Annotated in this window: 16 protein-coding genes; 10 read left to right on the top strand and 6 right to left on the bottom strand. The window is 74.6% G+C overall.

Annotated elements, in window-relative coordinates; all coding sequences use genetic code 11:
- Positions 1-155: 155 nt before the first annotated feature.
- The 3 genes from ACFWFZ_RS15080 to ACFWFZ_RS15070 all read left to right on the top strand — a co-directional run bounded on the left by ACFWFZ_RS15080 (position 156) and on the right by ACFWFZ_RS15070 (position 7,568).
- The gene (locus tag ACFWFZ_RS15080; protein WP_387122070.1) at positions 156-1,658 is read left to right on the top strand and encodes a hypothetical protein; all 1,503 of its coding nucleotides are present in this window, start codon (positions 156-158) and stop codon (positions 1,656-1,658) included.
- Between the two features lie 226 nt (positions 1,659-1,884).
- Positions 1,885-2,787, top strand: a complete 903-nt coding sequence (locus tag ACFWFZ_RS15075) for a hypothetical protein (RefSeq protein WP_387122067.1) — start codon at positions 1,885-1,887, stop codon at positions 2,785-2,787.
- Positions 2,788-2,840: 53 nt separating this feature from the next.
- The gene (locus tag ACFWFZ_RS15070) at positions 2,841-7,568 is read left to right on the top strand and encodes a hypothetical protein (protein WP_387122065.1); all 4,728 of its coding nucleotides are present in this window, start codon (positions 2,841-2,843) and stop codon (positions 7,566-7,568) included.
- A gap of 83 nt (positions 7,569-7,651) precedes the next feature.
- On the opposite strand, the gene ACFWFZ_RS15065 is transcribed toward ACFWFZ_RS15070, so the two are convergent.
- Complete coding sequence (locus tag ACFWFZ_RS15065) at positions 7,652-8,086, bottom strand: hypothetical protein (RefSeq protein WP_387122062.1); 435 nt, start codon at positions 8,084-8,086, stop codon at positions 7,652-7,654.
- Between the two features lie 420 nt (positions 8,087-8,506).
- On the opposite strand from ACFWFZ_RS15065, the gene ACFWFZ_RS15060 reads away from it, so the two are divergent.
- The 4 genes from ACFWFZ_RS15060 to ACFWFZ_RS15045 are packed head-to-tail and all read left to right on the top strand — an operon-like array spanning position 8,507 to position 12,806.
- Entirely contained in the window at positions 8,507-11,308 is a 2,802-nt protein-coding gene (locus ACFWFZ_RS15060; protein ID WP_387122671.1) for a nitrate- and nitrite sensing domain-containing protein, read from the top strand.
- Entirely contained in the window at positions 11,305-11,742 is a 438-nt protein-coding gene (locus tag ACFWFZ_RS15055; RefSeq protein ID WP_387122059.1) for a roadblock/LC7 domain-containing protein, read from the top strand. The genes ACFWFZ_RS15060 and ACFWFZ_RS15055 overlap by 4 nt, the downstream gene beginning before the upstream one ends.
- A gap of 55 nt (positions 11,743-11,797) precedes the next feature.
- A complete protein-coding gene (locus ACFWFZ_RS15050; RefSeq protein ID WP_030832442.1) occupies positions 11,798-12,199 on the top strand; it encodes a DUF742 domain-containing protein in 402 nt (133 codons plus the stop codon).
- On the top strand, positions 12,180-12,806 hold the full coding sequence (locus ACFWFZ_RS15045) for an ATP/GTP-binding protein (protein ID WP_030016310.1): 627 nt from the start codon (positions 12,180-12,182) through the stop codon (positions 12,804-12,806). The genes ACFWFZ_RS15050 and ACFWFZ_RS15045 overlap by 20 nt, the downstream gene beginning before the upstream one ends.
- Before the next feature lie 167 nt (positions 12,807-12,973).
- Here ACFWFZ_RS15045 and ACFWFZ_RS15040 read toward each other — a convergent pair whose 3' ends face one another.
- The 4 genes from ACFWFZ_RS15040 to ACFWFZ_RS15025 all read right to left on the bottom strand — a co-directional run bounded on the left by ACFWFZ_RS15040 (position 12,974) and on the right by ACFWFZ_RS15025 (position 15,721).
- Complete coding sequence (locus tag ACFWFZ_RS15040) at positions 12,974-14,164, bottom strand: lipid-transfer protein (protein ID WP_387122055.1); 1,191 nt, start codon at positions 14,162-14,164, stop codon at positions 12,974-12,976.
- The gene (locus tag ACFWFZ_RS15035) at positions 14,161-14,619 is read right to left on the bottom strand and encodes a Zn-ribbon domain-containing OB-fold protein (RefSeq protein ID WP_387122052.1); all 459 of its coding nucleotides are present in this window, start codon (positions 14,617-14,619) and stop codon (positions 14,161-14,163) included. Before ACFWFZ_RS15035 ends, ACFWFZ_RS15040 begins: the two co-directional genes overlap by 4 nt.
- 69 nt (positions 14,620-14,688) lie before the next feature.
- The gene (locus ACFWFZ_RS15030) at positions 14,689-15,027 is read right to left on the bottom strand and encodes an Mpo1-like protein (RefSeq protein WP_387122049.1); all 339 of its coding nucleotides are present in this window, start codon (positions 15,025-15,027) and stop codon (positions 14,689-14,691) included.
- 13 nt (positions 15,028-15,040) lie between these two features.
- Complete coding sequence (locus ACFWFZ_RS15025; protein WP_387122046.1) at positions 15,041-15,721, bottom strand: M15 family metallopeptidase; 681 nt, start codon at positions 15,719-15,721, stop codon at positions 15,041-15,043.
- Between the two features lie 29 nt (positions 15,722-15,750).
- On the opposite strand from ACFWFZ_RS15025, the gene ACFWFZ_RS15020 reads away from it, so the two are divergent.
- Positions 15,751-16,260 (top strand): NUDIX domain-containing protein, encoded by a 510-nt coding sequence (locus tag ACFWFZ_RS15020; RefSeq protein ID WP_387122044.1) that lies wholly within the window; start codon positions 15,751-15,753, stop codon positions 16,258-16,260.
- 356 nt (positions 16,261-16,616) lie between these two features.
- On the opposite strand, the gene ACFWFZ_RS15015 is transcribed toward ACFWFZ_RS15020, so the two are convergent.
- Positions 16,617-19,112, bottom strand: a complete 2,496-nt coding sequence (locus ACFWFZ_RS15015) for a glycoside hydrolase family 31 protein (RefSeq protein ID WP_387122041.1) — start codon at positions 19,110-19,112, stop codon at positions 16,617-16,619.
- Between the two features lie 248 nt (positions 19,113-19,360).
- Here ACFWFZ_RS15015 and ACFWFZ_RS15010 point away from each other — a divergent pair, with 248 nt between their 5' ends.
- Together ACFWFZ_RS15010 and ACFWFZ_RS15005 are read left to right on the top strand one after the other, a co-directional pair.
- A complete protein-coding gene (locus tag ACFWFZ_RS15010; RefSeq protein ID WP_387122038.1) occupies positions 19,361-21,343 on the top strand; it encodes an acetoacetate--CoA ligase in 1,983 nt (660 codons plus the stop codon).
- 64 nt (positions 21,344-21,407) lie between these two features.
- Positions 21,408-22,328 (top strand): hypothetical protein, encoded by a 921-nt coding sequence (locus ACFWFZ_RS15005; protein ID WP_387122035.1) that lies wholly within the window; start codon positions 21,408-21,410, stop codon positions 22,326-22,328.
- Positions 22,329-22,468: the final 140 nt, after the last annotated feature.

The following is a 22,468-nucleotide window of genomic DNA, read 5'->3' as shown; positions in this document are numbered from 1 at the left end:
TGAGCGTAGAGCAGGCGACCGGACCGGATGCCGAAACGGAATCCCGTGCGGAATCCCGTGCGGAAGCCGGTGTGCACGCCGGCGCGGATGCCGGGACGATCCGGCCGAACCATGCCGTTTGGGATGTTGTCCGGGTCAGCGCCTAGTCTTTGCCCGTGACTCTCCCAGCCCCGGCGAAGACCCTTCCCTCCCCGGCGCCGGGCCCGGCTGCCGACGAGGGCCTGGCCCGGCGGCTGCGCGCCCTCGCCTGCACCGCCCCGCTGCACGACCTCGACGTACGCAAGGCCAACCTGGCGGGCGAGTACGGGATCTACGCCATGGCGGAGGTCGCGCTCGCCGCGATCGACCTCGTCACCCTCAACATGGACTTCGACACGGGCGCCGACCACGAGCAGATAGTGGCCAGGCTGCTGCCGCGCGTCGCGGCCCAGGCCCCCTCCCGCCCGGCGGCCGAGCACGAGCGGGTGGCCCGCTGGGTGCTGGAGAACCTGATCAACGTCGGAAGCGTGGACCGCGGCTTCCGCGCGATCTACGGCACCTTCGGCCCGGACGGCGTCTACGTGCGCCGCGACTACGACTTCAAGCTGATCGAAGAGGTCCCCTACGGCGGCGCGGTCTACCTGCGCACCACCGACGAGGCCGTCAACGTCCTCGTCGGCGCCCTCGACACCGATGTCACCAGCGCCCAGATCGCCGCCGAGGTCAAGCTGGAGGTGCTGATCAGCCGCGGGCGGCTGGCGGACGCCCAGCTGGCCGCCGAGCAGGCCCGCTACCGGACCGTGCAGTACGCCGAGACCCTGCGCCGCACCCTGGACGCGACCCGGCGCAACGTCCGGGCGGTGGACTGGCTCCAGGCCGTCCCCGACATGATCGCCGAGGCCCTCGACCACGTCGCCGACCGCTACCGTCACGAGAACGCGATCCTGACCAACATCCGCAAGGCGCGCGACGAGGCCGAGGAGCCTGAGAACAAACGCCGCGCCGCCGAGCTCGTCGACATCGTCAAGGACTGCATCCGCCGCCACACCCAGCTGCAGTCCCGACTGCTGGACGCGGGCCCGCTCTTCCGTGCCGAGCAGGACCGCCAGGCCTTCGCCGCCCCCGCGCCGCGCACCGGCATCGACCTGTACGGCCAGCTGGTCGCCCCGCTGCTGCCGCTGCCCGTGGAGCAGGCACGCCGGGTGACCGACGCCTTCTTCGCCGCCGGAGCGGGGCTGCGCACGCCCGTCTCGGTGCGGGTGGCCGACCTCGTCGAGATCCTGCTCACCCCGCCGGTGGAGCGCGAGCACCTCGGCGCGCAGATGCCGGAGCCGGACCTGATCGCCACCCCGGACGACAGCCGCTTCACCGAGGAGCAGCTCGCCGCCGCGATGGGGCTCCTGGACCTGCCGCACGACGCCCCGCGCCGGCTGTCCGGGCTGCTCGCGGAGGCCCGCCGCAGCGATCCCGACCTGCCGTACCTGGTGGCCCTGCTGGCCGTGCACGCCGCGAGCCCGGCTGTGGGCACCGCGTACCGCCAGGGCGAGGAGCGCCTGCTCTTCGCCGTGGACGACGGCACGCAGCTCGACGACCCCGAGTTCGGCGGCGCCGACCTCATCGTCGGCACCGCCCTCCTCGACGCCGCCGGCATGGCCGCCGACCGCGCGGAGGCGTCGTGACGGCGCTCGCCATGACCGGCCTCGCGCATCAGGCTCCGCCGGCCCCACATCCAGCCCCGCCGGCGTTTGAGGCGCGGGGTCCGGGGCGGAGCCCCGGGGAACCCGGCTCCGCCGGACACCCGGCCCTGCCCGGCTACCCCGCGGTGCACCCCGCTGTCACGCCCGCGCAGCCCAACCGCATCACCCGTACGCCCCGTACCACCCGCACCGCCGAGGAGACCCACCCGTGAGCGACCACCACGCCGAGCACCCCGCGTGGAGCGAAGCGGCGCAGGCGGTGCCGGCCGCCCCGGTCCAGGCCGCCGCGCCCGTGACGCCCGCGGACGCCGCCGACGCGGCCCGGCTCGTGGCCTTCGGGCTCCAGCCCAAGCTGGCGCCCGCCCGTGACGCCGAGTACGCCGAACTGCTGCGCCGCTACCGCGAGGAGCCCGCCTTCGGCCGTCTCGCCGATGCCGTGGCGACCGGACTGGGCCTCGTCGTCCTGGAAGTGTCCCCGCGCGCCGGGATGGCCGTGGCCGCCGACGAGGACTCCGTCTTCGCCGTCCGGATGGGCGACTACGCCCGCCGCACCGCCGCGGACTCCGCCGACCGGTTCCTGCACGGGCTCGCCCACCTCGCCGTCGCCGCCCTCGCCTTCCCGCGCCCCGAGGACCTCGCGGACGACGGCTACATCGGCCGCGTCACCGTCAACGGCGTCGACGCCTTCGTCCGGCAGACCTGCCGCCGCCTGGAGGAGCGCGCCGAGGAGCTCGGTGAGAACACCGACCCGGCGTCCCACGCCCCCGGCCTGGAGGCCGCCTGGCGCGTCTACGCCCGCCGCAGCGCGACCGGCGCCACCAAGGACGCCCGCCGCCTCGCCGGGTCCACCACAGGCATCGTCGGCAAGGCCGCCGCCTTCCTCACCGACTCCGGTTTCCTCCAGCGCACCGGCGACGAGGCCGGCGGCACCTACCGCACCACCCCCCGCTACCAGCTCCAGGTCCGCGACATGGCGGGCAGTTCGGCCATGGCCGAACTCCTGGAACTCGGCGTGGTCCCCGTGAGCGACGGCTCCGCCACCCTCCTGCCGCCGCCCGAGGGCGACGACCTGGAGCTGGCTGCCGACGCCGGGCTGCCCTTCCACGCCTGAGTCCTCAAACCCGTAGACCCTGCCTCACCCAGACACCACGAGAGTCCGCCGCCATGTACGAGCTGTCCCGGATCCGCCTCTACTCCATCGGGCCCGCCGGCGCGCGCTACGCCGACACCGTGCTCGACCTGCGCGGAGTCGGCGAGCCGGTGCCCCATCCGGCGCCGGCCCAGGCGGAGTTCTTCGAGGAGGAGCCGACCGGACCGCCGCGCCGCCCCGCGCCCGCCGGCGTGCTCTTCCTGGAGAACGGCGGCGGCAAGTCCGTCCTCCTCAAGCTGATCTTCTCGGTGATGCTCCCCGGCCACCGCAACACCCTCGGCGGCGCCAGCTCCGGCGTCCTGCGCAAGTTCCTGCTCGCCGACGACTGCGGACACGTCGCCCTGGAGTGGCAGCACACCCAGACCGGCGAGTGCGTGGTCGTCGGCAAGGTCAGCGAATGGCGCGGCCGACAGGTCTCCAACGACCCCCGCAAGTTCGCCGAGGCCTGGTACTCCTTCCGCCCCGGCCCCGGTCTGAGCCTCGACAGCCTGCCTGTCGCCGAGTCGACCGCCGTGCGCCCGCCCGTCGAAGGCGCCTCCGGTGCCCAGGGCCGCCGCCGCACGATGAAGGGCTTCCGCGACGCCCTCACCGACGCGGGCAAGGCGTACCCGCACCTGGAGGTCTGCTTCGAGGAGATCCACGACCGCTGGAACGAGCACCTCACCGAGCTGGGCCTGGATCCCGAACTCTTCCGCTACCAGCGCGAGATGAACGCCGACGAGGGCGAGGCGGCCGGTCTCTTCGCGGTCAAGAAGGACTCCGACTTCACCGACCTGCTGCTGCGCGCCGTCACCGACACCCGCGACACGGACGGCCTCGCCGACCTCGTCCACGGCTTCGGCAACAAGCTCGGCCGCCGCGCCGAGCTCATGGCCGAACGCGACTTCACCGCCGGCTCGGTGGACCTCCTCACCAGGATCGTCGAAGCCGCCGCGACCCGCTCCCGGCTGCGCGACGTCCACGCGGGCGCCGAACGCCGCACGCGCACCCTCGCCCGCAGGCTGTCCGCCCGCGCCGCCGAGGAGCGCGGCCGGGCCGCCGACCTCGCCCAGCGCGTCACCGCCGCCGCCCACGACGTCACCACCGCCGAGTCCGCCCGCACCCGCAGCGCGGCCGTCTCCGCCGAACTCGCCTACCGGCACGCCTCCCTGGCACTGGCCGTCGCCGACAAGGCCGCCGCCGCCCAGCGCCGCGAACTCCTCGAAGCCCGCACCCTGCACTCCGCCTGGCAGGCCGCCGAGACCGTGCTGCGCCACCGCGCGGCCGCCGACCGCTCCGCCCGCGTCGCCGCCGCGATCCTGGAGGCCGAGCGCGACGCCGCCCCGGCCCTGGCCGCCCGCGCCACGGCCGCGGGCGAACTCGTACGGGCCCTGCACACCGCCGCCGAGGAGGGGGAGCGGCTCGCCAATGAGGAGGAGGAGCGTTCCGCGGCGCTCCAGGCCGTCGGCGAGGACTCCCATCGCGACGCCACCGCCGCGGCCACGGCCGCCCAGCGGGCCCGCAGTGAGGCCGAACACCTCAGGGCCAGGCTCAGCGAGGTCCAGCAGGAGACCGCCGAGGCCGTCCGCGCCGGCTGGCTCGACGACTCCGCCCCCGACGCCGACCCGGCCCGCGCCGCCCTCGCCGCCGCCGACGCCGAGAAGGCCGCCGTGGCCGCCTGGGACGAGTCCCGCGAGGCCGCCCGTGCCGCCACCGAAGCCGCCCGTGAGGCCGCCGCAGCGGAATCCAGGGCCGAGCTGACCGCCGCCCGCGCCGCGGACGCCGCCGAGGCCGCGGAAGCCGCCCACGACGCCGAGCACCGCGCCGCCGTCTCGCTCGCCGCGTCCCCGCGCCTCGCCGAACTCCTCGGGCTGCCCTCGGCCGCGGACCCCGCCGACGTGTCCGTCCCCTCGCCCCGCACGGGCGACGGCTCCACCGGCCCGTCCGCCGCCGGCGGCACGTCCGCCGCCGGCGGCCCGCACGGCGAAGCGCAGGGGCCCTCCCGCGTCGCGGTGGCCACCGCCGTCGGCCAGCTCACCGCCGATGACCTCGACCGGGGCGCCGACGACCTGCGCGCACTGCTCGCCGACGGCGTCGCCTCGGCCGAGCGCCAGCTGTTCGAGCTGCGCACCGCCGCGGCCGACGACTCCCGCATCCTCGGCGCGCTCGGCGACGGCGGGCTGCTCCCGCCCGGCCCGGACGTCCTCGCCACCGTCGAGTACCTCGGCGAACACGGCATCCCCGCACTCCCCGGCTGGCGCTACCTCGCCCAGGCCGTGGACCCCGCCGACCACGCCGCTGTCCTCGCGGCCCGCCCCGAGCTCGTCGACGGCGTCGTCATCACCGACCCCGACACCCACAGCAGGGCCCGCGAGGTCCTTTCCGGCGCCGCCCTGCTGCCGCGCTCCACCGTCGCCGTGGGCACGGCCGCCGCCCTGCTCGCGCCGGCCGCGCCCGTGGACGCCGATTCCGCCGTCTCCAGCGTCTTCATCGTTTCGCCGAACCCGGCCATGCACGACGAGCACGCCGCCGACGAGGAGCGACAGGCGCTGCGCGCCCGCGCCGGTGCCCGTGACACCGAGATCCGCGACCTGGCCGCCCGCCTCGCGGGCGACCGCGAGCTCTCCGCCCGGCTCGCCTCCTGGCGCACCGGCTGCCCGCCCGGCCGGCTCACCGAGCTCGCCCAGGCGGCCGCCGCCGCCCGGATGTTCGCCGAGGAGACCGACGCCGAACTCGCGGAGGCCCGTACCGTCCGCGCCGAGGCCGACGAGGCCGCCGCCGACGCGGCGCGCGTCCGCGAGGAGCGCCAGGACACCGCCCAGCGCGCCCGCCGCGCCGCCGACGCCCTCGCGGGCCTCGCCTTCCGACTGCGCGAGCGCGTCGGCTGGCAGGCCCGCGTCCGTGAACTCGCCGACGAGGCCGCCGAGTCCGAGGCCCGCGCCGAGGTCTGCCTCGACCGGGCCCGCGCCGCCGACGAGGACCGCCGCGCCGCCCAGCGCGCCGCCGACGACGCCCGCCGCACCGCCCGGGCCCTGCGCGCCGAACGCGCGGAGATCGCCGGCGCACCCGACCAGCTGCCCGACGGCGCCGACGGCCCGCGTGTGCCGCTCCCCGACCTGCGCGAGGCCTACCGCGCCGCCTCCCAGCTCTACGAGAAGGTCGGCGTCGGCGCCGACCTGCGCGCCGAACAGGCCCGCGCCGAGAGCGACGAGAGCGCCGCCCTCGCCGAACTCGACCGCCTCACCAACAAGGTCCGCACCCGCGCCGCCCAGCTCCTGGAGGGCACCGACGGCGCCGACGGCCCCTCCCGCCAGGCCGCGGCCGCCCGCGCCGAGTCCCTCGTACAGATGCTGGAGACCCGGGCGTCGGCCGCCAGCGAGCAGCTCGGCCGCCTGCGCGGCGAGGCCGAACGGCACGCCCCCGCCGAGGGCGAGGCGCACACCGACCTGCCCGAGGAACTGGTCCCCGGGGACGTCGACCAGGCGCAGGCCCTGCTGCGTACGGCCACCGCACAGCTCGCCGCCCACACCGCGGCCGTGGAGGGCGCCCGCGCCGCCCACGCGGACCTCCTGCGCGCCCACCGCACCGCCGAGGACGGCGCCGGCGGCTTCGACGAGACCGCGGCGCTCCTGCGGGACCTGCTGCGCGACCACACCCACCACGACGACGAGCAGGAGCCGGCGGCGTATCCCGGCACGCTGGAGGAGGCCCGCCAATCGGCCACCGAGGCCCGCCGCTCCCTGCGCGGCTGCTCCGCCGACCTGTCGGCCGCGGAGTCCGCGGTGCGCGAGGCGAGCGACGTCCTGGTCCGGCACGCCAACGCCACCCGCTACGAGCAGGTACGCACCCCCGCGCGCCAGCAGATCCGCGAACTGCCCGCCTCCGCCCTGCCCGAGCACGCGGCGGCCTGGGCGGCGGCCTTCGCCCCCCGGCTGCGCGTCCTGACCGACGAGCTGGCGCAGCTGGAGCGCAACCGCGACAGCATCGTCGACCGGCTGCGCGGCCTGGTCGAGTCCGCCCTGGCCACGCTCCGCTCCGCGCAGCGCCTCTCGCAACTCCCCGAAGGCCTCGGTGAATGGTCCGGGCAGGAGTTCCTGAGGATCCGCTTCGAGGAGCCCGACCAGGCCACCCTCACGGAGCGGCTCGGCGAGGTCATCGACGAGGCCACGCGCACGGCCGTGAAGAAGAACAGCGGCGCCGCCTTCGGCGAGGGCCGCCGCGACGGCATGTCCCTGCTGCTGCGGGGCGTCCAGGCGGCCCTGGAGCCCAAGGGCATCTCCGTGGAGATCCTCAAGCCGGACGCCGTGCTGCGCGCCGAACGGGTGCCGGTGGGACAGATGGGCGACGTGTTCTCCGGCGGGCAGCTGCTGACCGCGGCCATCGCCCTGTACTGCACGATGGCGGCGCTGCGCAGCAACGACCGGGGCCGGGACAAGCACCGGCACGCGGGCACGCTGTTCCTCGACAACCCGATCGGCCGCGCGAACGCCACCTACCTGCTGGAGCTCCAGCGGGCCGTGTCCGACGCGCTCGGCGTCCAGCTGCTGTACACGACCGGACTGTTCGACACCACCGCCCTCGCCGAGTTCCCGCTGGTGATCCGCCTGCGCAACGACGCGGACCTGCGGGCGGGCCTGAAGTACATCAGCGTCGAGGAACACCTGCGCCCGGGCCTGCCGCAGCAGTCCCCGGAGGGGGAGGCCGTCCACGGCGAGATCACGGCCACCCGGATGTTCCGCCGCAGCGCCGCGCCGACCGCCTGACGGGGCCGTACACGCGCCGTCCGGGCGCGGGGCCCGCGTCCCGCCCGGCCCGGGCCCTGCCGCCCTGCCGCCGTGCAGGACGCTCAGCGGCGGCCGAAGCCGGCGAGGGGCCCGTCCTCGCGGGCTATTCGGGCGGGCCCGGCTAGCCTGTGCGCCGCCCGCGCGGCCTTGGCCGCCCGGCGGGCCTCGCGGCGGCGCAGCCGCGCCGTGCTGCTCGGCTCCGAGACGACCCCGTAGCGCTGGTTCCACGTCTGCCGGGTGATCCACACGTCCAGCACGGCCCAGGTGGCCACGACGGTCGCGGCGACGGCGCCCAGCACCATCGGGAAGGCCAGCCAGGAGCCGGTCAGGCTCAGGAAGAACGCGATCGTCGCCTGGGTCAGCGTGACGGCCACCACCAGCACCGACCGCACCGCCGAATCCCGCACTGGGTCCGGCATCCGGCGCCGGCGCGCCGGCTCCTCCACCCACAGGCCGCGCCGCGCCCCACCGGCGCCGCCGCCCTCGTCCATGCTCATGGTCCGCTCACTCCCCACGCGGTCCGCCACGCCTACCCCGACACGTCTACCCCGACATGTCCCTCATACAGACAGACGTCCGGCAGCGCCGGGAGATTCCCCAACACCGGGATGCCTTCACAGGTTTGGAAGATCGCGGAACGAATAATTCCAGCCATCCATCAGGCAGCGCGAACTGACACCTCACCAAGTGTCATCTGCCACATATCGGGCTGCACTTGACCGGAAGTGTCCGACAACTGGTGATCTTCCTCGGGGGGTCAGGCCGAAAACGTCCGGACACGTCTTCGAACCTACTCCCCAGCAGTAGTAGGCTCACGCCGTTTAAATGACGGAACACCGACCCCCGGCAACGGGGTTGACCTGGGGGAGGCTGGGGAGGCCATGCGCTTTCGCGGGAAGTCCATCCGCCGGAAGATCGTGGCGTTGCTCCTTGTGCCGCTCGTCTCCCTGACCGCCCTCTGGGGCTTCGCCACGGTCATCACCGGCCGTGAGGCCCTCCAACTCTTCGACGTGGCCTACGTCATCGACAAGGTCGGCTACCCCGTCGAGGACGTCGCCCGCGTCATCCAGAAGGAGCGGCGCCAGACCCTCGTCGTCATCGGAGACCCCCGGGCCGCCACCGCCACCGCCGAACTCGCCAAGCGCCGCGCCGAGACCGACCAGGCCGTCGAGAAGATCAGCGTGAGCGCCCGCGACCCCAAGGTCGTCGACGAGCTCAGCCCGCAGAGCGCCGAGCGCCTGCGCTCGATCGTCTCCGCCTTCCACGGCATCGGCTCCATGCGCCGCTCCGTCGACCAGAACGCCCTCGACCCCGGCCAGGCCCTGGAGCTCTACAACCGGCTCGTCGACCCCTGCTACGACTTCCTCATGAACCTCCACGGCCTCGACAACGTCGAGGTCGACAAGGAAGGCCGCGCGCTCGTCGGCATCAGCCGCGCCCGCGAGCTGCTCTCCCGCGAGGACGCCGTGATCGCCTCCGCCCTCGCCGCGCGCAACATCACCGCCGGCGACGTCCGCCGCGTGTCCGACTTCGCCGCCAACCGCACGCTGCTCTACGACTTCAACCTCGTCACCCTCCCCGCCGGCGACCGCGAGCGCTTCGAGCAGTTCTGGAAGGACCCCCAGACCCAGCCGCTGCGCGACGCCGAGGAACGCTTCATCTCCGGCGGCGCGGTCAACAAGCCGCGCAACCTCACCGCCGCCCAGTGGGACGAGGCCTCCAGCAAGGTCCTCGACGACCTCGCGGCCATGAACACCGAAGCCGGCGACCGCTACCAGCAGCGCATCGAGCCCGTCGCCACGGACGTCATGATCCAGGCCGCCGCCGCCGGCATCCTCGGATTCCTCGCCCTCGTCGTGTCCCTCGTCCTCTCCGTGCGCATCGGCCGCGACCTGGTCCGCGACCTCTCCCGGCTGCGCAAGGAGGCCCACGAGGCCTCCGGCGTCCGGCTCCCGAGCGTCATGCGGCGCCTCGCCGCAGGCGAACACGTCGACGTCGAGACCGAGGCGCCCCACCTCGAATACGAGAAGGACGAGGTCGGCCAGGTCGGCCAGGCCCTCAACACCCTCCAGCGCGCCGCCGTCGAGGCCGCCGTCAAGCAGGCCGACCTGCGCCGCGGCGTCTCGGAGGTCTTCGTCAACCTGGCCCGCCGCAACCAGGTGCTGCTGCACCGCCAGCTGACCCTCCTCGACACCATGGAGCGCCGCACCGAGGACACCGAGGAGCTCGCCGACCTCTTCCGCCTCGACCACATGACCACCCGCATGCGCCGCCACGCGGAGGGCCTGGTGATCCTCTCCGGAGCCGCCCCCTCCCGCCAGTGGCGCAAACCCGTCCAGCTCATGGACGTCGTACGGGCCGCCGTCGCGGAGGTCGAGGACTACGAGCGCATAGAGGTGCGCCGCCTCACCCGCCTGGGCATCGTCGGCCCGGCCGTCGCCGACGTCACCCACCTCATCGCCGAACTCCTGGAGAACGCAACCGTGTTCTCCCCGCCGCACACCGCCGTCCAGGTGCACGGCGAGCGCGTGGCCAACGGCTTCACCCTGGAGATCCACGACCGGGGCCTCGGCATGACCCCGGAGGCGCTGCTCGACGCGAACCTCCGGCTCGCCGAGACCCCCGAGTTCGAACTCTCCGACACCGACCGGCTGGGCCTGTTCGTCGTCAGCCGCCTCGCGCAGCGCCACAGCGTCAAGGTCGTCCTCCAGCCCAGCCCGTACGGAGGCACCACCGCGGTGCTCTTCCTCCCGTCGGCCCTGCTGACCGACGCCCCCGAGACCAGCGGCAGCGGCGTACGGCTGGACGGCCCCCGGGCGGCCAAGTCCGGCAGGGCCGCGAAGGCCGGCCAGATCGGCAGGACGCACTCCGAGCGGCCCGTCGCCTCCGCCGTGGAGCGCGTGTCCTCCGGCCGCCCGCTGCCCACCGCCGAACTGCGCGGCCCGGTCGAGCTGGAGGCCCCGCTCGGCGGCCGCGGCCTGGACCCCCTCGAAGACACCGCCGTCCTCGACGAGGACCCGGCCGCCGTCGCGGGCCGGTCCGGCGCCGGCCGCCCGGCCATGGCGACCCTCGACGACGAGACCCCGCCGAACGGCACCCCGCGCAGCGCCCTGCTCGGCCTGCGCCCGGCGGACCGGCCGCACACCGACCGGCACGCCGAGCGCAACGGCTCCTCCCGCAACGGTTCCGCCCGCAACGGCGCTCCCCGCAATGGCGACCGCGACGGGGAACGCCAGCCGCTCGCCCCCACCGGACCGGTCCGGCTGGACACCCAGCGCCTGGAGGCCCCCCGTACCGACGGCCTCCGCTCCCCGGGAGCCGTGCCGCTGCCGCGCCGCCGTCCCACCCCGACCCTGGTCGCCGAACACGGCCGCCGGGTGGATTCCCGACCGGTGTCCGTGGTCCCGCAGCACGCCCCCGCGGCCGGATCCGACGACGCGGTACCCGCCGTCGGCCCCGACACCGGCGGTCTGCCCCGCCGCATCCGCCAGGCCAGCCTGGCCCCGCAGCTCAAGAAGTCCGCGTCCTCCGCGCCCGCCGAAGCCGCCCCCGACCAGGTGGCAGACCGCGACGCGGACGACGTACGCACGCGCATGTCCGCCCTCCAGCGTGGCTGGACGGCGGGCCGCAACCGGCACGCACAGCAGCAGTCCGAGACCGAGACGGGCACATTCCCCGCCGGCGGTCCCGCGAACGAGAACGAAGGGGACGGTCGATGACCGCACCGCAGACCGGCAACGACACCAGGGGCCGCGGCTCCGCCCCGCTCAACTGGCTCCTCGACGAGCTCGTCGACCGGGTCGGGTCCATCCGCAAAGCGGTGGTCCTCTCCGGCGACGGCCTGCCCACGGGCAGCTCCAAGGACTTGACCCGCGAGGACAGTGAGCACCTGGCGGCGGTCGCGTCCGGGTTCCACAGCCTGGCCAAGGGCGTCGGTCGGCACTTCGACTCCGGCCGGGTCCGCCAGACCGTGGTCGAGCTGGACGAGGCGTTCCTCTTCGTCATGGCCGCGGGCGACGGCAGCTGCCTGGCCGTCCTGGCCGACGCCGACTCCGACGTGGGCCAGGTCGCGTACGAGATGACGCTGATGGTGAAGCGGGTGGGGGACCACCTGGCGACCGCCCCACGCACCGGGCTGCCAGCCGGAGGGTGAGTCGGAAGGCATGAGCGACCCAGGCCAGGACCATCTCGCCGACACTCCCGCCGGCATGCCCTTCGACCCGTCCGCCCCAGACCACGCACACTGGTTCGACGACGACGCGGGTCCCGTCGTACGCCCCTACGCCATGACCCGCGGCCGGACCAGCCACGCCGGCCAGCACCGCCTCGACCTGATCGCCCTCGTCGTCGCCGAACCGGCGGCCGACGATCCGGTCTGGGACATGACCCTCTCCCCGGAACACGCCCACATCCTCGGGCTGTGCCGGGAAAGACCCCAGTCGGTCGCCGAACTCGCGGCCGACCTCGACCTCGCGGTCGGGGTCGTCCGCGTCCTCATCGGCGACCTGGTCGATGAGGAACTGGTCCACGTGACCAGGCCGGTACCCCCGGCAGAACTGCCCGATGAATCCATTCTGCGTGAGGTGATCGATGGCCTTCGGGCGCTTTAGCCGCACCGGTGCCATGCACGCGGTGTCGCCGGTCGAGCCGCTGACCTTGAAGATCCTGGTCGCGGGCGGCTTCGGGGTGGGCAAGACCACCCTGGTCAGCGCGGTCAGCGAGATCAGACCGCTCCGGACCGAGGAACGGCTCTCCGAGCCCGGCGTCGGCGTCGACGACACCGGGGGAGTGGAGGGCAAGAGCACCACGACCGTGGCCATGGACTTCGGCCGCATCACGCTCCGCGAGGACCTGGTGCTGTACCTGTTCGGCACGCCCGGACAGGACCGCTTCTGGTTCCTGTGGGACGAGCTGGCCCAGGGCTCGCTCGGCGCCGTGGTCCTGGCCGACACCCGCCGGCTGGCCGACTGCTTCGCGGCCATCGACTACTTCGAGCGGCGCGCGATCCCGTTCGTCGTCGCGGTGAACTGCTTCGACGGCGCGGACCGCCACCCCGTGGTGACCGTACGGACGGCACTCGACCTCGACCCCGGGGTTCCGGTGCTGCTGTGCGACGCACGGGACCGGGAGTCCGTGAAGGACGTGCTGGTGGGGGTCGTGGAACACGCGATGTCCCTGGCCCGCGAGCGGCGCCGGAGCCTGTCCGCGGGAGCCTGAAGGGGCGGGTCCGCGCGACGACACGGGCGCGGCCCGTACCCCCGCCGACTGGGGTACGGGCCGCAGCTCTCACGGGGGGTCTCGTCGGCCCGGAGGCGGTGCGGGACTGTGGAGCGAGTGTGAACCCGCCGCCGGGGGCCGTCAAGCGGCAGGACGACGCGAGCCTTTCAGCGCACGGCGACGACGGCCGACCCGTGCCCGAACAGCCCCTGGTTGGCGGTGATCCCCGCCCGTGCACCGGGCACCTGCCGTTCCCCGGCCGTACCGCGCAACTGCCACGTCAGCTCGCACACCTGGGCGATGGCCTGGGCCGGCACCGCCTCCCCGAAGGAGGCCAGCCCGCCACTGGTGTTGACGGGGACCCGCCCGCCCAGGGCCGTCGCCCCCTCCCGCAGCAGCTTCGCCCCCTCACCCTCGGCGCACAGCCCGATGTCCTCGTACCACTCCAGCTCCAGGGCGGTGGACAGGTCGTACACCTCGGCGAGCGAGAGGTCCTCCGGCCCGAGACCGGCCTCCTCGTACGCCGCGCGCGCGATCGAGGAGCGGAAGGATCCGGCCGCCGGCTCCACGGCCGTCGTCGAGTCGGTGGCGATGTCCGGCAGGTCCAGCACCCTCCGCGGATAGGTGGGCGTCACCGTGGACACGGCCCGGATCCGCACCGGATCGGCCACCCCGCGCGAGCGCGCGAAGTCCAGGCTGGAGAGCACCAGCGCCGCGCCCCCGTCGGAGGTCGCGCAGATGTCGAGCAGCCGGAGCGGATCGGCGACCACCGCCGAGGCGGCTACCTCGTCGGCGGTGACGGCCTTGCGGTAGCGGGCGTGCGGATTGAGCCGTCCGGCCGCCGCGTTCTTCACCTTGACCTGCGCGAAGTCCTCCAGGGTGTCCCCGTGGACGGCCATCCGGCGGCGGGCGTAGAGCGCGAAGTACGCCGGGTTGGTCGCGCCCAGCACACGGAAGCGCAGCCAGTCCGGATCGTCCGGCCGGTCGCCTCCCGCCGGCGCGAAGAACCCCTTGGGCGCGGCGTCCGCGCCGACCACGAGCACCACGTCGGCCAGGCCTGCCAGGATCTGCGCGCGGGCCGCCCCGATCGCCTGGGCGCCGGACGCGCAGGCCGCGTACACGCTGGTCACCCGGGCGCCCTGCCAGCCGAGGGCCCGGGCGAAGGTGGCTCCGGCCACATACCCCGGATACCCGCAACGCACGGTGTCGGCGCCGACGACCGACCCCACGTCCGTCCAGTCCAGGCCCGCGTCCGCGAGGGCCGCCCGCGCCGCGCTCCGCCCGTATTCGACGAAGCTGCGGCCCCATTTGCCCCACGGGTGCATGCCGGCCCCCAGGACGGCCACCTCGGCGCTCACGCGGCCCCTCCCACCGGCTTGAACAGCCAGGTGGTCCAGACGGTCCCGGCATCCTCGTCCAGCACGCCGCCGACCACCTCGACCTCCATGCCCACCGCCAGGTCGGCGACCCCGACCCCGGGCGCGGCCTGCCCCAGTACGACCATCCCCTCCGCCTCCAGCTCGACCGCGACCAGGGTGTACGGCTCCCAGGGCGCGGCCGGGTCGGACACGTACGGGGCGGGCGGCCGGTAGCGCCCGTCGGTGTAGGACCAGACCCGGCCCCGCGGGGAGAGCGGAACCTCGGCCAGCTCCCCGCCGCCGGGACACCGCGGGTTGCGGCACCAGGCGTCCTCGCGGGGGAAGAACACCGCGGTACAGGCGGAGCACCGGGTGCCGAGCAGCCGGAAGCCGCCCCCGTCCGGCGCGTTCTCGGTGAACCACCCGCTCACGACGGGTGTACGTGTAAGTGCCAAGACCCCTCCCATGCCATAGAGCTGACGCATCGTCAGGAGTGAGGAGTCTGCCACGGCCGGCCGGCCGGGTCACCGGTTCTCGGCGAGCCACTTCCGGGCGATCTCGTCCAGCTCCGCGTCCCGCCCGGCCAGCATCATCCGGATCATCCGCGCGTCCCCGCGCAGCGACCACGCCGGATGCCCGAAGGTGGCCGGGTTGTTCCCCTCGATCAGGAAGTGCGCCGGCCAGGCGGTCCCGTACCCGACGAGGGGAAGGGCGGCGAGCCAGCGCCTGCGGCCGCGCGCCATTCCGTAGGCGGTCAGCGCCAGACCGGTGAGCGTGCCGGTGAGATGCACCCAGCGCGTGGCGGCGCGCGAGTGCATCGCGACGTAGTACGGCCAGAATTCCTCGTACGAGCTGAAAGTCATGCGGGCAAGGTACTCACGGCCGGACCTCGGCGACAGCGACGGGGAAGTCGAAATACGTATCCGGGTAGGCCTCGGGCCTGTAGGTGAAATGCCACCACTCCTCAGGAAGGTTCACGAACCCCTGCCCGCCCAGCACCCGCTTCAGCAGCCGCCGGTTGGCGCGGGCCGCACCCGTCACCCGCGGATCGTCCGTGTGCGACAGCGGATCGAAGAAGTCGAAGGCGGTCCCCATGTCGACCTCCCGGCCCGAGAGTTCCACGAGCGTCACGTCGACCGTGCTCCCACGGCTGTGTCCGGACCTCTCCGCGATGTACCCGTCGGGAATCAGCCGGCCCCGCTCCACCCGCGGATAGAACTCCGCCTTCCGCGCCAGGTCGTCCGGACCGTCCTCCTCCCGGGCCCACCGCACGAACCGGTCGACCGCCCGCTGCGGCCGGTAGCAGTCGTACACCCGCAGCGAGTATCCCCGCCGCAGCAGCACCCGCTGCGCCCGCCGCAGCGCCTCCGCGGCCGGCCGCGCCAGCAGGCACTCCGGCTCCTCGTAGCCGTCGACCACGCCCCCGGTGAAATTCCGCTCGCCGGCGTACCGCATGTCCTGCCCGATGCCCGGATCCACCTCCCGCAGCGCCGTGAACCCGGGCGGCGCGCCCGCCCCGCCCGCCAGCACCCCGACCAGCCCCACAACAGCCGTCATCCGCATACCCCTTGGCATACCATCACGGCATGCCGGCACATCTGAGGGACTCGCACTGCTCCACCTGCGGAGCGCCGTACGGTACGACCACCTGGCCCCGCAGGTGCCCGTCGTGCGGTGCGACGGCCTACCGCAACCCCCTCCCCGTCGCCGTCACCCTCCTCCCCGTCGAGGACGCCGACGGCACCGGCCTCGTGGTCATCACCAGGACGATCGAACCGGCCTTCGGCGGCGTCGCCCTCCCCGGCGGCTTCATCGACTTCGGCGAGGACTGGCGCGAGGCGGTCGTCCGCGAGCTGCGTGAGGAGACCGGCATCACGGCCCCCGCCGCGGACGTCACCCTGGCCGACGCCCTCAGCTCCCCGGCCGGCCACCTCCTCCTCTTCGGCCTCCTCCCGCCCCGCCCCGCGCACACCCTCCCTGCCTCGAAGCCGACGGACGAGACCACGGGCTGGCACGTCCTGCGCGCCCCCACGGAACTGGCCTTCCCCCTCCACACCCAGGCGGCGTCCTCCTGGTTCGCGGGCCGCTACGCCTGACGGCTCCACCCGAACTCGGCCCCGCCGCCGATCGAGGTGCGGGCCACTTCCAGCCCGGCCGGCCTGTGAGGCGCGGGGCCAGGGGGCCCGGGGCGGAGCCCCCTTGTCGAAGCACCCCCCACAACCCTAGGGAGTGTCCGGCGGATCACGGCCGGGCCCGGGTCGTCCGACCCTGATCCGCCGGACACCCCCTAGGGTCTGTATCGAGTTGCCCCGCGGCGTCGCGACGCCCGGCACGCACCCTCGGCGCACGAGCCACATGCCCTGGTAGCTCCGCTACGAGGACATGCGTCCCGCACGCCGAGGGCACGCACCGAACGCCGCTCCTTGCTCCACGGGGCAACTCGATACAGACCCTAGAGCCCCCGCACCACCACCCCCTCCACCGCCGCACCCGCCTCGTCCTCCACCACCACCGCCTCCCCGGCCCACCGCGAGGTGTACCGCTCGACCACGCCCGCCCCGAAGCCCGGCCCCGGGTCCCGGACCACCACCCCGCCGCCCCTACGGCCCGGCGCCGGCGCCCAGACCTCCAGCCCCACCCCGTCCCCCGACGCCGAGGCCGCCCCGGACCGCACCGGCAGCACCGCACCCGCCCGCGCCAGCACCGGGATCCGGCCCTGCGGGGCGTCCAGCAGGATCTGGCCCGGCCCCTCGTACGCGGCCCCGGTCGCGGTGTCGTACCACCGGCCGCGCGGCAGCCGTACCGCCCGCCGGTCCGCCCCGCACTCCAGCACCGGCGCGACCAGCAGCGCGTCACCCAGCAGGAAGGAGTCCTCGCAGTCCCGCAGCCGCCGGTCCTCCGGCGCCCCCCACCACACCGGCCGCACGTACGGAGCGCCCGTCCGCCGCGCCATGTGCGCCAGCGTCACGAAGTACGGCCGCAGCCGCTCCCGTTCCGCCATCACCACGCGCGCCTGGTCCTCCACCTCAGCCCCGAACTCCCACGGCTCCCGCCGCCCGGCCCAGATCGCCGAATGCGTGCGGAACAACGGCAGGTAGGACCCGAGTTGCAGCCACCGCACGTACAACTCCGGTGTCGGCGAGCCGCCGAACCCGCCCACGTCCGGCCCCGAGTACGGCACCCCGCACAGGCCGAGCCCCAGCACCAGCGCCAGCGAGGCGCGCAGCCCCTCCCAGCTGGTCTCCACATCGCCCGACCAGGTGCCCCCGTACCGCTGCATCCCCGCCCAGCCCGACCTGGAGAACAGGAACGGCCGCTCCTCGGGCCGCAGTCGGACCAGGCCCTCCCACCCCGCCCGCGCCATCCCCAGCGCGTACACGTTGTGCCCCTCGCGATGGTCGCCGCCCGCACCGTCCATCGCGTGCCGCGCCGACCGCGGCAGCGTGGAGTCCCCGAACGCCGCGAAGGACACCGGCTCGTTCATGTCGTGCCAGAAGCCGGAGAAGCCCTGCGCGAGCCGCTCCTCGTACAGCCCGCCCCACCACTCCCGCACCGCCGGATCCGTGAAGTCTGGATAGGCGCACTCTCCCGGCCAGACCTCCCCGCGCACCTCCCGGCCGCGAGCGTCCCGTACGAACGCGCCCCCCGGCCCCACCGTCAGCCCGGCCGCGTGCACCGCGTCACCCGCCTTGACCGCCGGATCCACGATCGAGACCAGCCGCACCCCCTGCCCCCGCAACTCCCGTGCCAGCCCCTGCAGGTCCGGGAACCGCTCCGCGTCCACCGTGAACACCCGGTGACCGTCGTAGTGGTCGATGTCCAGGTGTACGGCCGACAGCGCGAACCCGCGCGACGCGTACCCGGCGACCACCCGCCGTACCTCGGCCGCGCTCCCGAACCCCCACCGTGCGTGCTGGTACCCCAGCGCCCACTCCGGCGGCACCGCGGCCGAGCCGGTCAGCCCCGACCAGCCCTGGAGCACCCGGGCCGGCGTCCCCACCAGCACCCAGCAGCGCAGCGGCCCGCCCTCCATGCGCAGTTCGCTCACCCCCGGACGGTCCGGCCCCGACCCCACGCCCTCCTCACCCTCGCGGAGCACCACCCGGCCGTCCCAGCTGTTGTCGTGGAACACCAGGTGCGTCCCCGCGTCCGCCACGACCATCTGCACCGGCATGGTGAGGTAGAGCGGATCGACGCCGGGCCCGAAGCCCCCCTTCGGATCCGCGTTCCACAGCCGGTACACCCCGTCGCGCAGCCTCGGCCCCGCGGCCCGCCCGCCGAGCCCGAAGAAGCGCGCGTCCGCGGGCACCTCACTCCGCACCACCCACCGCCTTCCGCCGTCGCCCGCCAGGCGGGCACCGGAGCCCGCCCGCAGGGGACGGTCTCCGGCGAGCCCGGGACGGTCCCCGGCGGGAGCCCCGTCCCCGCCTGCCGGCGCCGAGCCCCCGGCGGAGCCGGCCTCGTCCGCGGGCTCCCCGGCGAGGGGAACGGGCTCCCACCACCGCGGCGGCGACTCCCGGCGCAGCACCGTCCCGCCCGGTGTGCGCACCTCGACCGCCCCGTGCCGGGACACCGCCACCGTCACCCGCTCCGACACCACCCGCCAGCCGCCACCGGTGTCCGGTTCCAGCGCGGCCCGCGGGTCCGGCTCGGGCCCGCTCCCCACCACCGCGTACGAGGGGCCCGCCCCGGCCCCGTCCCATGCCCAGAACACCACCCCGCCCGCCATCACCCGCACCACCAGTTCCGAGCGCGCGAACCGCAGCACCCCACCGCCCGGCAGCGGCTCCGTGCCGATCAGCAGACCCGGCACCCGGGCCCGCTCCGCGCCCCGGCGCGGGAGCCCCACCGCGTCCGCACGCCGCCGGCGCCACGCCGAGAGCCAGGCGCGCCGACCGCGCTCCGTACCGATGTCCTTCACCGCACGCACCAGATCGTGACCGTCCATGCCGATCACCCTGCCACCGGCCCCCGGCCGAGGGGAGGGCGTTCAACTGCCGTTCACCCACCGGCGCGGCCCGGCGGCCACCGGCGGCGTCGTCCCCGGCCGGTCACCCGACCGGCCAAGGCCGCCCTGGTGCAGCCGTCGATCACATGGCATCGTCCCTGTGAGCCGCCGCGCGCACCCCCCGCGCGACGGCACCGTACGCACACGCACACGAAGCGCGAGCCGCAGACTTGACCGGGAGCCGACCCATGACCTCAGCCACCCAGCCGGAACCGCTCTGGGCGCCGGGCCCCGACCGGATCTCCGCGGCCCGGATCACCGCCTTCCAGGCCTGGGCCGCACCGCGCTTCGGAGCCCCGGCGGAAGGCGGCTACCCCGCCCTGCACCGCTGGTCCGTCGACGAGCTCGACACCTTCTGGCAGGCCGTCGCGGAATGGTTCGACGTCCGCTTCACCACCCCGTACGCGTCCGTCCTCGCCGACCGGTCCATGCCCGGCGCCCAGTGGTTCACCGGAGCCACCCTCAACTACGCCGAGCACGCGCTGCGGGCCGCCGAGGACCCGGCCCGCGCCGACGACCCCGCCCTGCTGTACGTCGACGAGACCCACGAGCCCGTCCCCGTCACCTGGGCCGAACTCCGCCGACAGGTCGGCTCCCTCGCCGCCGAGCTGCGAGCCCTCGGCGTGCGCCCCGGCGACCGCGTCAGCGGCTACCTCCCCAACATCCCCGAGGCGGCCGTCGCCCTCCTCGCCACCGCCGCGGTCGGCGGCGTGTGGACCTCCTGCGCCCCCGACTTCGGCGCCCGCAGCGTCCTCGACCGCTTCCAGCAGGTCGAGCCCGTCGTCCTGTTCACCGTGGACGGCTACCGCTACGGCGGCAAGGAGCACGACCGCCGCGAGGCGGTCGCCGAGCTCCGCGCGGAGCTCCCCTCCCTGCGTGCCGTCGTCCACATCCCGCTCCTCGGTACGCCCGCCCCGGAGGGCGCCCTCGACTGGTCCGCCCTCACCGCGGCGGCCACCGAGCCCGTCTTCGAGGCGGTCCCCTTCGACCACCCCCTGTGGGTGCTCTACTCCTCCGGCACGACCGGCCTGCCCAAGGCCATCGTCCAGTCCCAGGGCGGCATCCTCCTCGAACACCTCAAGCAGCTCGGCCTGCACTGCGACCTCGGCCCCGAGGACCGGTTCTTCTGGTACACCTCCACCGGCTGGATGATGTGGAACTTCCTCGTCTCCGGACTCCTCACCGGCACCACCGTCGTCCTCTACGACGGCAGCCCCGGCTACCCGGACACGGGCGCCCAGTGGCGCATCGCCGAACGCACCCGCGCCACCCTCTACGGCACCTCCGCGGCGTACGTCATGGCCTGCCGCAAGGCCGAGGTCCACCCGTCCCGCGACTTCGACCTCTCCGCCGTGAAGTGCGTGGCCACCACCGGTTCCCCGCTGCCGCCCGACGGCTTCCGCTGGCTCCACGACGAGGTCGCCGAGGACCTCTGGATCGCCTCCGTAAGCGGCGGTACCGACGTCTGCAGCTGCTTCGCGGGCGCCGTCCCCACCCTCCCCGTGCACATCGGCGAGCTCCAGGCGGCCTGCCTCGGCACGGACCTCCAGTCCTGGGACCCCTCGGGCAAGCCGCTCGTCGGCGAGGTCGGCGAACTCGTCGTCACCAACCCCATGCCGTCCATGCCGATCCACTTCTGGAACGACCCCGACGGCAGCCGCTACCGCGACAGCTACTTCGAGATGTTCCCCGGCGTCTGGCGCCACGGGGACTGGATCACGATCACCGACCACGGATCGGTGATCATCCACGGCCGCTCTGACTCCACGCTCAACCGCCAGGGCGTCCGGATGGGCTCCGCCGACATCTACGAGGCCGTCGAGCGGCTCCCCGAGATCAAGGAGTCCCTGGTCATCGGCCTGGAGGAACCGAACGGCGGCTACTGGATGCCGCTCTTCGTCCACCTCGCCCCCGGCGCAGCCCTGGACGACGACCTGCGCTCCCGGATCAAGGCGACGATTCGCGAGGAACTCTCCCCGCGCCACGTCCCCGACGAGATCATCGAGGTTCCGGCCATCCCGCACACCCTCACCGGCAAGCGCATCGAGGTCCCGGTCAAGCGGCTCCTCCAGGGCACGCCGCTGGCCAAGGCGGTCAATCCCGGCTCCGTCGACAACATCGACCTCCTCGGCTTCTACGAGGACCTGGCCCGCACCCGCACCCGCGACTGAGGTCACTGTCAGTGGTCATGGTTACGCTGAGTGAGCAAGTGTTCGTACTCAGGGGGAGCCAGCCATGCCACGCAAGAACGACACCGGTACCCACCGGCCCCGTAGCACCCACCGGCGCCGCGCGCTGCGCCGTGAGGTCCCCGGCACCGTCGGCCTCCTGGCCGACGCCGGGGACTTCGCGGCCATGTGCGGATACCGCAGCTTCGGCTTCGACCGCCAGGCCGACTACGCCGACTACCTCCACCACGTCGACGGCCTGCTGCGGTCCTTCGCGGCCCGGGGCATCCACACCACCGTCGCGCTCTTCGACCCCGACGAGTACGCCGAGTACTGCGGGGAACACGGACTGGACCCGGACACGTCCGAGACCCGTACGCGCTTCACGGCGGAGCTCGCCGGCAGCGGGACCGTCCTGCCCTACACCGGCCAGCCCATCGACGAACTGGTGCCGCTCCTCGTCGACGAGGCCGTCCGCCACGCCACCTGGGAGTACGCCACCGCCGTCCTCGCCGGAGTGGGCCGCTGCGCGGACTGCGGCGAGGACATCGGCCACGCCTCCTTCGACCGCGCAGCCGACGCTCTCAAACGCCTGGTGGCCGGCGCCGGCCCCGGCCACCACCACTTCGTCTGCAGCGTCCCGACCGAGGACGAGCAGCTCGTCGCGGTCCTCCACGCCGACACCACCGGCGACCCGGACACCCCGCCGCGCATCGAGGGCCGCGAGAGCCTCGACTTCGTGACGGTGCTCGCCGCGGGCCTCGCCCTCGGCGGCCCCGGCGGACTGGTCGTGCGCTGCACCACCGAGGGCCATCGCGACCGGGTCCACGGCTGGCGCCTGGACCGCGGCCGCCTCACAGCACTCTCGGCGGCGGCCGTCTTCAACGCCTATTGCACCGACGCCGACACCGGAGACCTCGTCGCCCCCGAACCGGGCGTCGAGTACTGCCCGGGCTACGAGGTCGACGCCCCCGGGCCGCACCACTGAAAACCGTGGGGCCCCCCCCCCCCCCGGGGGGCCCCCCCCCCCCCCCGCCCCCCCCCCCCCGCCACGCCCGGGGGCACCCCCAGGGGGGCCCCCCCGGGCGCATACGGGCCGTCCCCCGCCCCGGCCCCCCCCGCGCCCCC

This window comes from Streptomyces sp. NPDC060232 (genome assembly GCF_042726555.1).
Classification (GTDB): Bacteria; Actinomycetota; Actinomycetes; order Streptomycetales; family Streptomycetaceae; genus Streptomyces.
Note: the sequence above shows the minus strand (reverse complement) of the source record. Positions and strands in the feature narration are given on the sequence as shown.

Bases quoted from the DNA above. Each gene is read 5' to 3' on its own strand.
- ACFWFZ_RS15070 (WP_387122065.1), top strand. From the start codon at position 2,841: ATGTACGAGCTGTCCCGGATCCGCCTCTACTCCATCGGGCCCGCCGGC.
- ACFWFZ_RS15065 (WP_387122062.1), bottom strand. From the start codon at position 8,086: ATGAGCATGGACGAGGGCGGCGGCGCCGGTGGGGCGCGGCGCGGCCTG.
- ACFWFZ_RS15055 (WP_387122059.1), top strand. From the start codon at position 11,305: ATGACCGCACCGCAGACCGGCAACGACACCAGGGGCCGCGGCTCCGCC.
- ACFWFZ_RS15050 (WP_030832442.1), top strand. From the start codon at position 11,798: ATGCCCTTCGACCCGTCCGCCCCAGACCACGCACACTGGTTCGACGAC.
- ACFWFZ_RS15045 (WP_030016310.1), top strand. From the start codon at position 12,180: ATGGCCTTCGGGCGCTTTAGCCGCACCGGTGCCATGCACGCGGTGTCG.
- ACFWFZ_RS15030 (WP_387122049.1), bottom strand. From the start codon at position 15,027: ATGACTTTCAGCTCGTACGAGGAATTCTGGCCGTACTACGTCGCGATG.
- ACFWFZ_RS15025 (WP_387122046.1), bottom strand. From the start codon at position 15,721: ATGACGGCTGTTGTGGGGCTGGTCGGGGTGCTGGCGGGCGGGGCGGGC.
- ACFWFZ_RS15020 (WP_387122044.1), top strand. From the start codon at position 15,751: ATGCCGGCACATCTGAGGGACTCGCACTGCTCCACCTGCGGAGCGCCG.
- ACFWFZ_RS15015 (WP_387122041.1), bottom strand. From the start codon at position 19,112: ATGGACGGTCACGATCTGGTGCGTGCGGTGAAGGACATCGGTACGGAG.
- ACFWFZ_RS15010 (WP_387122038.1), top strand. From the start codon at position 19,361: ATGACCTCAGCCACCCAGCCGGAACCGCTCTGGGCGCCGGGCCCCGAC.
- ACFWFZ_RS15005 (WP_387122035.1), top strand. From the start codon at position 21,408: ATGCCACGCAAGAACGACACCGGTACCCACCGGCCCCGTAGCACCCAC.